Origin of the sequence: Prevotella micans F0438 (genome assembly GCF_000243035.1) — a bacterium.
Classification (GTDB): domain Bacteria; phylum Bacteroidota; class Bacteroidia; order Bacteroidales; family Bacteroidaceae; genus Prevotella; species Prevotella micans.
Map to the genome: position 1 here is coordinate 530,298 of NZ_JH594521.1, position 16,015 is coordinate 546,312.

13 protein-coding genes and 1 tRNA gene are annotated in these 16,015 nt (G+C 47.2%); 11 read left to right on the top strand and 3 right to left on the bottom strand.

Going from position 1 to position 16,015, the window contains the following annotated elements:
- The first annotated feature begins 317 nt into the window (after positions 1-317).
- On the top strand, positions 318-2,066 hold the full coding sequence (locus HMPREF9140_RS02130) for an Omp28-related outer membrane protein (protein ID WP_006951428.1): 1,749 nt from the start codon (positions 318-320) through the stop codon (positions 2,064-2,066).
- Positions 2,067-2,273: 207 nt separating this feature from the next.
- On the opposite strand, the gene HMPREF9140_RS02135 is transcribed toward HMPREF9140_RS02130, so the two are convergent.
- The 3 genes from HMPREF9140_RS02135 to HMPREF9140_RS02145 form a co-directional block, all read right to left on the bottom strand.
- Positions 2,274-2,729 (bottom strand): hypothetical protein, encoded by a 456-nt coding sequence (locus tag HMPREF9140_RS02135; RefSeq protein ID WP_006951430.1) that lies wholly within the window; start codon positions 2,727-2,729, stop codon positions 2,274-2,276.
- Positions 2,730-2,866: 137 nt separating this feature from the next.
- On the bottom strand, positions 2,867-4,009 hold the full coding sequence (locus tag HMPREF9140_RS02140) for a site-specific integrase (RefSeq protein ID WP_006951433.1): 1,143 nt from the start codon (positions 4,007-4,009) through the stop codon (positions 2,867-2,869).
- 106 nt (positions 4,010-4,115) lie between these two features.
- A tRNA-Arg gene (locus HMPREF9140_RS02145) sits at positions 4,116-4,189 on the bottom strand.
- Between the two features lie 585 nt (positions 4,190-4,774).
- Here HMPREF9140_RS02145 and HMPREF9140_RS02150 point away from each other — a divergent pair.
- The 10 genes from HMPREF9140_RS02150 to HMPREF9140_RS02195 all read left to right on the top strand — a co-directional run bounded on the left by HMPREF9140_RS02150 (position 4,775) and on the right by HMPREF9140_RS02195 (position 15,786).
- Entirely contained in the window at positions 4,775-5,830 is a 1,056-nt protein-coding gene (locus tag HMPREF9140_RS02150; protein ID WP_006951436.1) for an agmatine deiminase family protein, read from the top strand.
- Positions 5,831-5,847: 17 nt separating this feature from the next.
- Positions 5,848-6,732, top strand: coding sequence for a carbon-nitrogen hydrolase (locus tag HMPREF9140_RS02155; protein ID WP_006951437.1), 885 nt, complete (start codon positions 5,848-5,850; stop codon positions 6,730-6,732).
- Between the two features lie 12 nt (positions 6,733-6,744).
- Positions 6,745-8,415: a DNA repair protein RecN gene (gene recN / locus HMPREF9140_RS02160; protein ID WP_006951438.1), complete on the top strand. Its 1,671-nt coding sequence runs from the start codon at positions 6,745-6,747 to the stop codon at positions 8,413-8,415.
- Positions 8,416-9,855: 1,440 nt separating this feature from the next.
- Complete coding sequence (locus HMPREF9140_RS02165; RefSeq protein ID WP_006951441.1) at positions 9,856-12,363, top strand: YfhO family protein; 2,508 nt, start codon at positions 9,856-9,858, stop codon at positions 12,361-12,363.
- Between the two features lie 12 nt (positions 12,364-12,375).
- Positions 12,376-12,708, top strand: coding sequence for a CGGC domain-containing protein (locus tag HMPREF9140_RS02170; RefSeq protein ID WP_006951442.1), 333 nt, complete (start codon positions 12,376-12,378; stop codon positions 12,706-12,708).
- A 49-nt stretch (positions 12,709-12,757) separates the two neighbouring features.
- The gene (locus HMPREF9140_RS02175; protein ID WP_006951443.1) at positions 12,758-13,222 is read left to right on the top strand and encodes a hypothetical protein; all 465 of its coding nucleotides are present in this window, start codon (positions 12,758-12,760) and stop codon (positions 13,220-13,222) included.
- A gap of 12 nt (positions 13,223-13,234) precedes the next feature.
- Complete coding sequence (locus HMPREF9140_RS02180) at positions 13,235-14,230, top strand: acyltransferase family protein (protein WP_026253239.1); 996 nt, start codon at positions 13,235-13,237, stop codon at positions 14,228-14,230.
- Between the two features lie 65 nt (positions 14,231-14,295).
- A complete protein-coding gene (locus HMPREF9140_RS02185; protein WP_025073448.1) occupies positions 14,296-14,856 on the top strand; it encodes a GNAT family N-acetyltransferase in 561 nt (186 codons plus the stop codon).
- 4 nt (positions 14,857-14,860) lie between these two features.
- Entirely contained in the window at positions 14,861-15,445 is a 585-nt protein-coding gene (locus tag HMPREF9140_RS02190; protein ID WP_006951446.1) for an isochorismatase family protein, read from the top strand.
- Positions 15,446-15,453: 8 nt separating this feature from the next.
- A complete protein-coding gene (locus HMPREF9140_RS02195; RefSeq protein ID WP_006951447.1) occupies positions 15,454-15,786 on the top strand; it encodes a TfoX/Sxy family protein in 333 nt (110 codons plus the stop codon).
- Positions 15,787-16,015 lie beyond the last annotated feature (229 nt).

Consider the following 16,015-nt stretch of genomic DNA (forward strand, 5'->3'; position numbering starts at 1 on the left):
TATGGTTTTGTCACCTTACAAAACCTCTAGACGGTCGGAAATATGGTTTTGTCACCTTACAAAACCGCCAAGACGGTCGGAAATATGATTTTGTCATCTTACAAAACCTCTAGACGGTCGGAAATATGGTTTTGTCACCTTACAAAACCACCAAGACGGTCGGAAATATGATTTTGTCATCTTACAAAACCTCTAGACGGTCGGAAATATAGTTTTGTCACCTTACAAAACCATCTCGACACCCAGAAATATGGTTTTGCATCGTGCGAAGGGCATAATTTCCTAACGTTATATTCATATTTAAAACAATATAGAACATGAAAAAAATAATACTCATAGTCTTGCTTTCGGCTTTTATACAATCTGTCCGCTCACAGCAGACACAAGGCATCCGACTGCGCCACGGCGAACGAATAGAAGCCGGATTCGGACAAGGAAATCAAATTATTACGCCCTACATTGTGCTGCCCTCACGAACAATAGAGGCGTACAAAACAAACCAGATAAGTAGTGTACGCATCGGACTGAATCGCGACGCATCGAACGTAACCATTTACGTTAAACGCCGACCGCACGATGGAGTGGTTATAACCTCGCAGAAGGTGGGCAACCTCACGGCCGGATGGCACGACATCAAACTGGCTAAACCAGTAGACATTAACGGCGATTCGCTCGCCATAGGCTATAAAGCCAGCTTCTTAGAGGGCAACGAGGGCGGTGCGGGCTACAGTTTCGGCAACGACGAGTGTGCCAATATTGTGTTCGTAAACTCTAAGTCAACCTGGAGCAACATAGACGGCTCGTTCTGCATCGAAGCCGTGGTTACGGGCGATGCGCTGCCACAGAATCAGGCCTCGCTCAAGATGTTCGCTGCGCCAGCCTATATTTACGGAGAGCGCCACACCTTCAGCGGTGTTGTGCGCAATATCGGGGGCAACGGTTTCGATGGACTAACGGTAGACTATAGTGTTAATGGAGGACCGTTCGTGCAATTCGCTAAAGGCGGAAGTGTGGGTATCAACTCTAACGATACACTCAACATCGACGTGCCTGTTGATGAGGCCGACAATCGTATAGTTTTTCGGATAGGGCGCCTGGGCAACCAACCCGATTCGTATGCGGCCGACAATTCCGATACGCTTTCTATTCAGCGACGCAATCCGCTATACAAACGGCGTGTGCTTATGGAGGAGGGCACCGGCGACTGGTGCAAGTTTTGCGTGGGTGGAATCGAGGAGGTTCGCTATCTGAAGGCGAACTATGCCGACGAATTCGTGGCGGTTTGCATTCACTCTAACGACCGGCTCGAAATTCAAGACCCCGAGCACAGTTACGAGCCGCTGTTGTCGCGAATGCCGGGCTTCCCCGATTGCTTCCTTAATCGCACATACGAATGCAATCCCTACGGCACAGCACGCAGATTCTTCCAGCAGTTGCAGGAGAGGCCGGGAACACTGGGGCTCGAAATGAGCGCCAAGTTCGCATCAGACAGTACGGCCATCAATCTGCGCGCCCGAATGATTAGCGAAACGCCTGTAACGGCGCCCGATTATCGCATATCGTTCGTGCTGTTAGAAGATTCCATCCCCGGCAAGCAGCTCAACGGTTATTACGGAAGTAAGGGCGAGTTTTTCGGGTGGGAAAAGCTGCCCGAATACGTAGACATGAACTTCGACGACGTGGCACGCGGTGTTTATAACGGGTTCAACGGCGGACTATTCACCAACACTTCGATGGCGGCCGGAGAGTATCGTGACTACGATTATACGCTCGCTCTGCCCGCTAAGCGAATCAGAAATAAAAACCGTTTGCACGTTGTGGCAATCCTGCTCGATACCGACGGTAAAGTGCTTAACTGCGTCGACGCCCATCCCGCCGGAATAGTCGACGCTATAGATGCAGCTTCCATCAATCAATCTGCCGATTCGGATGTCGTGCTCTACGCCATCTCGGGCGTCCGCCTTGGCACATTCCCCAGCATCGAATCAGCTCACAACACAGTTTCGGGCGGCATCTACATTGTTTATCAACAAGGCAAATACCGCAAGATGATTTTCGCCAACTAACCAGCGCAAAACATTACAAACACAAAGGAGGGTGTGCCTATTTTGACACACCCTCATGATTGTGATTCCGTTGGGATTCGAACCCAAGACCCACAGCTTAGAAGGCTATCCGAGAGGATAGACGCTATCGCTTGAAATACAACTGATTGTGATGCTTGTGCTTTTGCCTATATATTCGTTTTATCGCGAGCGGAACCCCTGGGATTGCTATTTATAAATAATTCCAGACACGTAGAATACGGGCTGGCTTTGTGCATCGGTTACAGACACGTTCATCTTTGCGATGCCGCGCCCGTCTCTATCTTTTACGATAGCGGCAATTTTAGCTGCCACATCTCTGATGTCGATGTCGATATCGATATTCCCGTCCGTAGTGATTATTGTCTTGCTCGTCGGCACGACTATGTCGTCATTAGAATTTCCGGAGAGGGATATTTTCTTGCTCTTATAGGTCCGTGAAAATCGGACAATCTCGGAAAGCTGCCCGAGCGGTGTACGACCGTCTGGTACTTCAGTATCCGAGACTTCAATTCCGTTTGCGCGGAATAGGGAGTAGTCTATAAAAATGGTTCTCTCAAATCCGGGCACAACTGTTGTCGTTGAGCACGATGTTAACAACAGGACCGAAAATGCTATCAGTCCGAAAATTTTTCTTGATTTCATATTACCTGTATTTAATTACTGTTTATTTCTTTTCAGTTCCTTATTTGGCACTTGAAACCACCCTTTCAGATGCCCAAACGGCACTTGAAGCTGTTTCGTTTTCTTTCTCTTATACTCTCTTTCTTTATTTATATATATTATAGATATAGTATAGTAGGTGTAAAGATGGGGCGATTATTCTTTACCGACTGCCCGATGCAATACTCTAAGACTTCAAGGCTGATGCCGAGGTCGAAACCGTGCTGCACGAATGACTTTCGCGCAGTATAATAGCATACTTTCTTGTAATTAGGCAGCTTGAGGTCTTCGGCAAGGCTCTTGATGGAACGTGTAACGTAAGCGAGGAAGTTTTTATAAGAAAATTGATACCCGAAATCGAGCTTTCCTGTGTTGCAGTTCATCCACGCTCTGATAAGCTCTTTTGCCTCGGGCTGGATGGTGAAAGAAATGCGCTTATCGGAGAGCTTCATATTACGAGACTTGTGTCGGGTGTATTCCAGGACCGAGACACCTCTAAAATCTATATTGAGAAGGTCTATGAGGTTGATGCCACCGAGGTAGTAGGACAGCATGAAGATGTCCCGTGCAATTCGCTGTTTTTTCAATCGTGGCCGGGCGTCTCTGATGGCTCGCACCTCTTCTACTGATATGTCAATTTCTCGCTCCGGGTCTGCTGGTCTCTTCCAGTAGGTGAAAGGATGTACGTCGTAGGTTACAAGCTGCATTCTGATGGCGCGGTTTACTATGGTACGTATCATCGAAAGCGTCATGCTGATGTAGGTCTGCGATACATCTTTTTGTCTCATCCATCTTTCAAACTCTGATACGGTTATGGTGCTAATCTTGGAAAGAAAGCTATCGCCGCCGGCAAAGTCCCGAAAGAGCCGGGAGGAGTTTTTAAGCATGGAGGCGTAAGAGCCGCGCCCATCTTCTGTGAGTTCCTTTTGGTATTGCTCCGACACTTGCTGAAAGGTGGCTGTAGATGAGTGAGGGCGCATCGACTTTAGAAGGTCTCGGAGTTCCTTGCAGGTGTAGTCATCCGGAGATGGGATGCGTTCCAGTCTTTCCTCGTAGTCGTTTAGGATGTTGCGGAGTTTGACGTTGAGTTCGTGGGCATTTGGTAGTCTGACCACCGTGCCGTTGTCGAACTCTGAAAGAGCACGGACGGAGTAAGGGGTGACGATGTAGTTCGTCTCTGACTTGTGCCCGATGGAAATGCGTATCTTATAGGTGCCGTCCTTTGCCCTGGTGTGTTTGAGGACTGCCAGTTTAGTTGCCATAGCGAATAAAAAATATTCGCTTCACGGTCCAAAAGTGGCCGAAATGTCCACTTTATAGATTGAAACCGCAAAGCGAATATGTGATTTTTTTACTTCAAAGAAAATGTGATTTGGACGAGACTCGAACTCGTAACCGACTGCTTAGAAGGCAGTTGCTCTATCCAATTGAGCTACCAAACCTGTAATTTTCTTTCCATTATCAAGCACCCCCGATGAGGATAGGCCGTTTGCTTAGAAGGCTGTTGCTCTAATCCAACTGAGCTACGGAACCTTTGACGTTCTGACGTCTGCAAAAGTAAGGCTTTTGTGGCTCATGGACAAGAACAGGTCTCGTTTTTTGCCCCCTCTAAACCTAGGCCGGACAGTTTATTCTACCTATGTTATACATTCTCAATCCGTTCGTGAGATAGTTGCCTATCAATGCTCCGGAGAGCAACTTCTTTATTCTTTTCTTCATAATTATTTTCCTTTCTGCCTTAAGTTTTAAAGACCGCATTACGAGCCGTGTGTGTTTTATTGAAGATAATTTATATTTTCGTTTGCAAAGTTAGAATGCACCGAACGGCTATCAATAATCCAGTATGAAGATTAGGCTTGAGAATAGGGGATATTTTGACAACTGTCAACTTTTTTGATTTGTGTCAACGCCATTGATTGACATATATCAACTGACCGGAGTAGCTAAAATGGTCAGAAGCAATCGGCAATCTTTTTTTCTACCTTTGCACGCGTTAGTTCACAGGTATTTTCACCTTTCTATTATATATGGCAACAGTGCAAGATTTTTTCAGATTGCCCGCTGAATGGGAGCTGCAAGACGGGATTATACTAATGTGGCCACACGAGCAAACCGACTGGGCACCATATCTGGATGAGGTCATTGAAACGTTCGTTGCTTTGGCCGAGGTCATCACGCGCTACGAGCACCTGGTTATTGCAGCACGCGAAATCGGTGCGGTGCAAAGCAAGCTCGAGATGAGGCTCGACGATTGGCAGATGTGTCGCGTGAGTATCTATGCTTGCGATACCAATGATACTTGGGCACGTGATGTTGCGCCGATTACGATTGTCGGTGAGAACGGCACGCCGAATCGTTTGCTCGACTTCTGCTTCAACGGATGGGGCGAGAAATTTGCCGCCGAGAAAGACAATATGCTCAATCGCAGGCTGTATGACGCCGGAGCTTTCCAAGTAGAATTAGTGAGCCATAAGGATTTCGTGCTAGAGGGCGGCTCCATTGAAACCGACGGCGAGGGAACGCTTTTCACAACCACTGCTTGTCTCATGGCACCAAACCGGAATCAGCCACTTGACAAAATCGGATTGGAGAACAAATTACTCGACATTTTCCCCTGTTTGCGACAAATCGTGTGGATTGAACACGGCATGCTCATGGGCGACGACACCGACGGGCACATCGATACTATCTTGCGTTGCGCGCCCAACAACACTTTGCTTTACGTTAGTTGCGACGACAAATCAGACTCGCACTACTCCGACCTCGCCCTTCTCGATGCCCAGGTGAAAGCTCTCCGGACACTCAACGGCGAGCCTTACAGATGTCTGCGCTTGCCAATACCCAAAGCGATATACGATGGTACCGACCGGTTGCCCGCAACCTATGCAAATTTTCTCGTACTCAATGGGGCGGTCGTAGTGCCCACCTACAGGCAACCAGATGCCGACCGCCGGGCAATCGAAACCATTCGCCAAGCATTTCCAGACCGCGACATCATTGGTCTCGACGCCGTCACTATTGTTCGCCAGCACGGTTCGCTACATTGTCTAACCATGCAATTCCCCGCTAATACGCTGGCTTAAATCAAAGAAAAAATCAAATGAAAGAACTAAAAACAGGCTTCTTGCAGCTTCACAACACGACCGATACAGCGGCAAACATTCAGCGGCTCACCGAAGGCATAACCAATCTGGCCGACCGCGGAGCCGAGCTCATTGTTTTGCAAGAACTCCATAACACACTTTATTTCTGTCAGGTCGAGAACGTCGACAACTTTAATTATGCCGAGCCTATTCCCGGCCCGTCAACTGAGCGCTATGGTGCCCTTGCCAAGCAACTAGGCGTAGTACTGGTAACCTCATTGTTCGAGCGTCGGGCAGCCGGGCTCTATCACAACACGGCTGTGGTGTTCGAAAAAGATGGAACAATAGCCGGAATTTATCGTAAGATGCACATTCCCGACGACCCAGCCTACTACGAAAAGTTTTATTTCACGCCAGGCGACCTCGGCTTCCGTCCCATTCAAACGAGTGTAGGCCGACTTGGCGTACTTGTTTGCTGGGATCAATGGTATCCCGAAGCTGCCCGACTCATGGCTCTTCAAGGCGCCGAGGTGTTAATATATCCCACTGCCATCGGATACGCCGCAGCCGACACGCCCGACGAGCAGCAACGACAACGTAATGCCTGGATAACCGTGATGCGTGGACATGCTGTGGCCAATGGATTGCCTGTCATTGCAGTGAATAGAGTGGGGTATGAGCCCGACCCGAGTCAGCAAACCGAAGGAATATATTTCTGGGGAAGCAGTTTCGTTGCTGGGCCGCAAGGCGAACTTATATATCATGCCGACGATGAATCGGAGGTAAACCCCGTTGTTACTATCGACCTAGAACACAGCGAACAAGTGAGACGTTGGTGGCCCTTCCTGCGCGACAGGCGAATAGAAGAGTATTCCGACATCACCCGACGATTTATCGATTAAACCGAAACCAGTATGCTAAAGAATCTCTACATCAAAAATTTCACCCTCATCGACCAGCTTAATATCGACTTCCGCGAAGGGTTTTCTGTCATCAGCGGTGAAACCGGCGCGGGCAAAAGCATAATCCTCGGCGCTATCGCCCTTCTCCTTGGAAGTCGAGCCGACAGTAAGCAAATTAAAACAGGCGAAAAGAAATGCGTCATCGAAGCCCATTTCGACCTCTCGCGCTATGACTTTGAAGCCTTCTTCACCGACAACGCCATCGACTTCGAACCTGCCGATACCATACTTCGACGCGAGCTAAGCGACAATGGTAAGTCGCGCGCCTTCATCAACGATTCACCCGTGTCCCTGCAGGCTATGCGAACCCTCGGTGAACAACTCGTAGACATTCATTCGCAGCATCAAAACCTACTTCTTCAGCAGGAAAATTTCCAACTCAATGTGCTCGATATAATCGCCGATAATAGTCCGCAACTCAAAGAATACACTCAAGCCTTCGAACTATACAAGCAAACTGAAAAAGAACTTGAAGCCCTCAAATCGCAGCTCGTCCGAGAGCGCGAAGACGAAGAATACACTCGATTCAGATTCGAAGAAATATCGCGTGCACAACTCAAAAAGGGCATGCAGGATGAACTCGAGCAGGAAGAGCAGGCCCTCTCGCACTCCGAGGAAATCAAAACTGCCCTCTTCGATGCCGAGGGGCGCCTCAATAACGACGATAACGGAATCGTTTCGCAAATGAAAGTCGCCGTAAACAGCCTTCGCAGCATCGAAAAGGTTTATCCGAAAGTGAGCGACGTAGCCGAACGACTCGAATCGGCCAACATCGAACTAAAAGACATCGCCGCCGAACTAAGCGCATTTATGGAAGAAATCGACTTCGACCCGGCCCGACTTGAAGATATAAACCGGCAACTCGATACAATATACTCCCTCGAGCAGAAATTCCACGTCGCATCCGTCGACGAACTTCTCGACGTGCAAGAACAGCTCCGGCAGAAACTTAACAATATTGAAAGCGGCGACGATACCCTAAATGAACTGCAAACAAAACTCGACCAACAGCTTGTTCAAACCAAAGAACTCGCCGCTCGCCTAACCGAACAGCGCACCAAAGCCGCCCGATTTGTTGAGAACGAAATGAAACAACGCCTCGCCCCCCTCGGTATTCCAAATGTGCGATTTGCCGTTACGCTCGCCCCAAAGAATATGTCGGCCGACGGTTCCGATAGCGTACAGTTCATGTTCTCGGCTAATAAAAATGCTCCAATGCAACCTGTTGGACAAGTAGCGTCGGGTGGCGAAATAGCCCGCGTAATGCTATCCCTCAAAGCTATGATAAGCGGAAAAACAAAGTTACCCACTATTATATTCGATGAAATTGACACCGGTGTTAGCGGTAAGATTGCCCAGAAAATGGCGCTTATAATGCAAGAGATGGGCAACAACGAACGCCAGGTAATTTCCATTACCCACCTTCCCCAAATTGCTGCCCTCGGAACGTCGCACTACAAGGTCGAGAAGGAAGACACACCCGACGGTACCCGCAGTCGGATGCGCGAACTGTCGGACAACGAGCGAATCGCCGAGATAGCCCAAATGCTATCGGGTGCCGATATCACCGAAGCCGCTCTTCAAAATGCACGCGACCTTCTTGCAGCCAACAATTCTCTTTAATAAACCACCTGCTTTATCCATATTATCTCCTAATCATCCCCCATGCTAATTCGGGCGTTAGCCCGCATGTACTGACATGCTACCAGAGGGGATTCACTGTCCGATACTCATGCTAATTCGGGCGTTAGCCCGCATGTACTAACATGCTAACAGAGGGGATTCGCTGTCCGATATCAATGCTAATTCGGGCGGAACGTCCGTATGTAGGGACAGACCCCGTGTCTGTCCGCATCCCTAATTCGGTCTACCTACCACATAATATTCTCCTGCCTATTCGGCCCGGGGTTTTATCCTGTCCTACCGGACGGGCGGACAGATACGGGATCTGTCCCTACATACGGACGTTCCGCCCGAGTTGGCATTCTGTGTTTCGAGCTGCCAACAGCATCCGCCAATCTTTATTATTAGCGTTTGAGACGGTTAACCGTCTACACCAACCTTTATTATTAGTGTTTGAGACTAGCAACCACTTCCTCTCATCGATATTTTGACAATGTTATACTATAAGATTCCGTATATCTATTTACGTATATTCCGAAAAGAAGATACTATATTAAGATATCTAGTTAGTAAATTATTGAAATACTATTTTATAATAAAAAGTTTCTTATGTAATTTCCTGAAATACTATTATAGATAAAAATATTATCGAAAGAATCTACTGAAATAGTCTTTTAATAATCTATATTATTTCAGGAGATTCTTAAAAGAATATTTTAATCAAAAATTTTATTTAGAGAATTTATTAAAATATTATTTTAATCTATAATGGTCTTTCTGTAAATTCCTGAAATAATATTTTATATTAAAACAGTGTTTCAGGAATTTCTTGAAAAGATATTCTAAATCAAAATAATGCTTCTAGAATTAATGTAAAAGATATAAGATATTAATATAGTGTTTTCGGAATTTGCGGGAAAGCATTAGAGTTGGCTGTTAGCTTAAAACGCATTGTTGCTGGCATATTAGGGTACATTCCCAGCGCTATAATACATATTGAAACCACACGTTACATGGTTTACTTTAATATCTAGAGATATGAAGAGAAGTTCGAATATCTTCCGATTCCCAAACCATACTGTAGTTACAATGCTCCGGAATCATGCGAGTGCAAAATCGCATAATGTTATCCTTGCGTAACCATCTTCAGTCTAACAAACTACTCCGATAATCTTTGGAGCAAATATCCGTTAGACCAGTCACGCATGAATGCCACAACCTAGAAAGGTATGGAGTGTTAGCACCTCCTGTATGGCATCATTACCACCAATCGGAACATCGGAAAGATAATGGAGTTATGATAAGAGATGCCGGAAGAATGTACTGCGTGTTAAGGCCTGTCGGGAAGAACAAAAAGTGAGAGACCGGAAATGATGGGTTTATGGCTTTTTGTAACTTTGCACGCATCACTTTTAATGTTATTTTATAAGAAAATCCATCATGAATACTCTGAAAAAATGTCTGCCCGACATGATTGTTGTGGCGCTCTTTGCAGTTATCTCATTCGCTTATTTCTTCGTTCCGGTGTCGCAGGGAAAGATTCTGTTCCAGCACGACTCGGCGGCGAGCGTGGGAATGAGTAAAGAACTGGTCGACTATCGAGCGCGAACTGGCGAAACAACCCGCTGGACTAACACGTTATTTGGCGGGATGCCAACCTATCAGATGTCGCCAGCATATGATTCGAGCGACACCCTTGGGCAGGTTATGAATGCCTATCACCTTTGGTTGCCCGACAATGTGTGGTTTCTGTTTGCCTATCTGTTGGGCTTCTACATCTTGCTTCGGGCGTTCGATTTCAAGCAGTCGTTAGCAGCGTTGGGGAGTGTTCTGTGGGCTTTCTCGTCGTATTTCTTGATAATCATTGCCGCCGGGCACCTCTGGAAGGTTATGGCTCTGGCTTATCTGCCGCCAATGATTGCGGGGGTAGTGCTCACTTATCGGGGGAAATATCTCTGGGGGTTTGTGCTCACAGCGTTATTCACGGCGTTCGAGGTGAAGGCCAATCATGTGCAGATGACTTATTACTATCTCTTCATCGTGCTCTTCATGGTGATAGCCTTCTTCGTGAAAGCATTGCGAGAAAAGCAGCTGCATAGTTTCCTTAAATCATCGGCCATAGTGATTGTGGCAGCAGGAATAGGCGTGGCCATTAACATATCGAATCTTTATCATACGTGGCAATATCAGAAAGAAAGTATGCGCGGAAAGAGCGAACTGGTGAAAGGCAACAACGCTAACCAAACCTCTTCAGGGCTCGAACGCGATTACATTACGCAATGGAGTTACGGAATCGACGAAACCATGACGTTACTCGTACCTAATGCAAAGGGTGGAGCAAGTGCACCTCTAGTGCAGAATGAGAGTGCTATGTCGAAGGCCGACCCACAAGTTCAGTCTATGTTACCGCAGATTTATGAGGCTTTTCCGCAATATTTCGGTTCACAGCCCGGTACTAGCGGACCGGTTTATGTCGGCGCGTTCGTGTTGTTTCTGTTTGTTTTGGGTCTGTTCATCGTAAAAGGCCCGATGAAATGGGCTCTTCTGGGAGCCACCATTCTGTCAATTCTGCTTGCGTGGGGAAAAAATTTCATGGGCTTCACGGATTTCTTCCTGGATTATGTGCCAATGTATGCCAAGTTCCGAACCGTGGCGAGCATCTTGGTAATAGCTGAATTCACCATTCCACTCTTAGCCGCGTTAGCGCTTAAGCAGATTGTCGACGAACCCGAGGAACTCAAAAAGCAAATGAAATTCGTTTACATAAGTCTCGGATTAACCGCCGGCGTTGCCTTTCTCATGGCTGTGGCCCCTGGCATAATGTCGCCCTTCGTTTCAGAACAGGAAACGCAGATGATTGCCAGTATTCAAGGCATGGACGCCAACACACAGCATCTCATAATCTCCAATATCGAGTCAATGCGGCAGGCTATGGTTAGTGCAGATGCGTGGCGCTCGGTGGTTATCATTTTGATTGGATTTGCTTTGCTTATGGCTTTCAGATTCCGGAAACTCCCAGGAAAATATATGATTGTCGCACTTGCCGTGTTATGCCTCATCGACCTGTGGCAGGTCGACAAACGTTATCTTAACGACGGAATGTTCGTGCCTCGGAGCGAACGCGAGAATCCACATCAACCCACCGCGGCCGATGCGAAGATTCTGCAAGACCGTAGCCTGAACTATCGCGTGCTGAATTTTGCCGTGAGCACGTTCAACGATAATGAAACATCGTATTTCCATAAGAGCGTGGGCGGATATCATCCCGCTAAACTGCGCCGCTATCAAGAGATGATTGACGCCTACATAGCCCCACAAATGCAGGCTGCAATGGGCGAAATATCGACCAAGGGCGGCGACATGCAAAAGGTCGACGGACGGAAAGTGTTCCCGGTTCTGAATATGCTCAATACGAAATATTTCATCCTGCCGTTGCAAGGTGGAACTACCGTTGCGTTGCAGAATCCTTATGCACAAGGAAACGCGTGGTTCGTTAACAAGATTGTCTACGTGGGCGACGCAAATGCCGAGTATGCCCAGGTTGCCAAAATCAATCTGCAAACCGAAGCTGTAGCCGACAAGAAGTTCGAGTCCGCACTAGGTCAGGCCATCACCAACGACTCCACGGCCACTGTTCGTTTAACCAGCTATCAGCCCAACAATCTGCGCTACACTGTCGATTCGAAGAACGGTGGAATAGTTGTGTTCTCTGAAATATATTATCCGGGTTGGAAGGCAACCGTAGATGGTACGCCAACTCCGATAGCCCGCGTCAACTATATTTTACGCGCCCTTACGGTTAAGCCCGGTAAGCACACCGTTGTGTTCGACTTCCATCCATCCTCTATCCGTACCACCGAAATCATTGCTTATATATCTCTCGTTCTGCTTCTTCTGGCTATTGTCGGTACAGTCTATGTGGAATTTCGGAAGTCGCGACACGCTTAAATTCATAATGATATGAAGGTAGGAATTATTCGTTGCATGCAAACAGAGGACTATTGTCCAGGAACTGCCGATTTCTTAGCAATCAGAAATAAAAGTGGTGCATTCGCCCAATTAGACGGCGACTTGGAGCTAGTAGGCTTTACCAACTGTGGTGGATGTCCGGGTAAACGTTCGCTGCTCAAAGCTAAGTTGCTTATCGACCGTGGAGCCGAAACCATCGCATTTGCTTCCTGCATCAAGAAAGGTTCGCCGATGGGCTATCCTTGTCCGTTTGCCCATAAAATGATTTCGATGGTGAAAGAAAAATTCGGCAACCAGGTTATTATACTCGAGGAGAGCCATTGAGAAATATAGTATGTGTCTTTACCTCGGTAGATTATAAAACCTTTGTAATATGAAGGAACCTTGTCCCGAATGTTATGTATCGAGCAACAGGGCCACTCCGTTGCTCCATCCTGAAGACTGCCTGCTGCATCACACACAATACATCTGCGGCACTTGCGGCAGGTGTATCTGCATCGAGCGCGAACCGAAAAGGGGATTGCAAAGATGGAACTTCCCGTTCAAGTCGGCCGATATCGCCAAGCTGTATCTGCGAACGGCCGACCATACGATGCGGCATCCCTGTGGTATCTATGAACTGAAAGACGACAAGGGAAGACTTTCATACAAGATTTTTGCCGATGAAACGGAGGCGGAAGCTTACCTGAAGAAGAACAAGACGAAGACGTGCACCGGTGCCCAGCCCCTCTTTCGTGCCGATACCTATCGAGAGTTTCCCGACACGCAGGTGAGGCGACTGTCGGCAGACGAGGTGGCGCGGTATCTGGCAGATATAAAAAGCCGCAATAGCTGCTAGCTCATGTTATATATGCAAGATAGCAATCGTGAGCTGACGCAACCCAAACGCAAACACTGGATAGACCTTTTGCGGGGTTTCTGTATGGTGGCTATATTGCTCGACCATACCGAAATATACTACACAGACGACAACATCATCGGCTACAACTACTATGTAGCCAATGTGTTGGTCGTCTTTTTCTTTCTCTCAGGCTATCTTTTCTACAGAGAAACACCGTTTTCACTGCGCCATAAGCTTACCTACATTGCGCGTTACCTGCTGTTGCCCTACTTCCTGTTCACCACTTTCATTGCCATTCCAAAGGCTTTCGCACACGATGTCGATATTTCCGACACCCTGCTCTCCATCGTTACAGGACAAGCATCGTGGTTTGTAGCTGCTCTCATCGTCGCAGAAATCGTGTTTTCTACAGTGTTATGGGCGTGCAAAGGCAAAACTTGGGGGCTATCAATACTCGCCCTTACAGCCTCGGTAGCTTGTTATTTTCTTTCCACACACTGTTCCGACCTTTATTGGCAAATAGAAAATGCCTGCATGGCACTGCCCATCCTCTGTTTCGGCTACTTCTACCACAAGTGGGAAAGCGTTTTCCACTATTTCCACAACCTGTCATCGTCATTCTTTCTCTTTATACTTTTAGTTATTATAAAAGTATATGAACATATGCAGGGCATAACTCTGCTTGTCGAACCCATACGCGTAAACAACTGGTATGTATTTGTTTTCGATGCCCTTGTATGCACCCTGTTCCTAGTAAGTTTAGCCAAACAGCTGAAAAGTGTTGCTTGGTTGGAATGGACAGGACGTCGCAGCCTAGTCTACTACTTCTTTTCAGGCGGCATACCCCTCGTTGTTTCCACCCTGCTCCAACGCCTCGATATGGGCTATTCGGGGCACTACCACCGTGTTCTCCTCGCTTTTCTCCTCGTCTACGCCCTTACTTCCATTATCGCGTGGGCAGTCTATCGCTACTTAGGCTTTATTGTTGGAAAAACAAAAGCATAATAAATAGAAGCAGTGAATCTGTTATCGAGATTTAAGTAAACCATCAGAATAAAATGAAAAAAGTTATCACATTACAAACAGAACGCCTTACGCTGCGTCCATGGAAAGAGAGCGATGCCGAGGCACTTTATCGATACGCTTGCAATCCCAACATAGGCCCTATTGCCGGTTGGCCTCCACATACAAGTGTAGAGAATAGTCGTGAAATTATTAAGACAGTGCTGTCTGCTCCGGAAAACTATGCGGTTGTTCTGAAAGAAACAGACGAAACTGTCGGCAGCGTAGGTATCATGACAGCAAGGAGTGAGATTCATTTCGCAGAGATGACAGATAGCGAATGTGAGATTGGCTATTGGATAGGCGAACCATATTGGGGGCGAGGCTTAATACCGGAAGCTGTGCGTGAAGTGCTTCGCCACGCTTTTGAAGATTTGCATCTTTCGGCTGCTTGGTGCGGATATTACGATGGTAATGAGAAATCGAAACGCGTGCAGGAGAAATGTGGATTCGTTTATAGTCATACGGAAGAAAACAAGCCTGTCCCCTTGTTGAACGAGGTTCGCACAGCGCATTTTACCAAAATCACTTTGGAGGATTGGAAGAATAATATCGACAACTTAAAATAAAACAATGAAAGAACAAATAACCTTGGTGGTTGTAGATTGTCAATACGACTTCTGCAATCCCGCAGGCACACTCTACGTGGAGGGCGCCGAAACCGCAGTAAACCATATCCTGGACTTTATCAACACGCACGATGAACTTTCGGAAGTAATCTTCACCGTGGATTGGCATCAGGCGAAGGATGCTTCGTTTATTCCGCAAGGTGGACCGTGGCCGCCGCATTGCATTGCATTTGCGAAGGGGTCGCAGATTGACGATCGACTTGTTCAGGCGTGCTTGGACAGAGAGATTCCTTATCGGGTGATTCGCAAAGGTGAGGTGATAGAAACGGAAGAGTATGGGGCTTTTCAGCATATTGAAAAACTGCCCGATGGTAGTTTTCGGCTTTCTACAATGACCGACGCGGTAACGTGCGCAGGTCATCGCATGGTGATTTGTGGTGTGGCAGGCGATTATTGTGTGCTGGAAACATTGCGAAATCTGCTTAACGGGGGACTTACGGTAGACGTGTTCGCCCGTGGCATCGCTTCAATAGATGGCGGCAGGAAGCTCAACGACTTCGTTCGTGAGCAGAACTTATCACTTTGTTAAGCTGGAATATGGTTTTGAGAGATTTCGTACAATACGTTGCCGACCAATGTGCCGGTGCGGGCGAGATAACCGTCAAGAAAATGTTTGGCGATTATGGTATTTATTGCAATGGTAAGATATTCGGTCTCATATGCGACGACCGGCTCTATATTAAGCCGACCGAGGGAGGACGACGATTGCTGCGCGATGAGGATATGCGTCCACCATACCCTGGTGCGAAAGATTATTTCTATATCGCCGATGTTGACGACCGTGAATACATTGTCTCTCTCATTCGAGCCACCTACAACGATTTACCGGAGCCGAAACCAAAGAAAAGGAAGTTGTCCACAAAAAAGTAAATTCAACCCAGAACGGTCGTTATGAAGAGTCGCCGAAAGACTAGTAAACCGTTCCGGGTTATTTTCAGCTCTTCCAACTAGTTGGACGACACGTCGCCAATGATTTCATCTCTTCCAACTAGTTTGACGACGTGCCGCCAATGATTTCATCTCTTCCAACTAGTTTGACGACGTGCCGCCAATGATTTCATCTCTTCCAACTAGTTTGACGACGTGCCGCCAATGATTT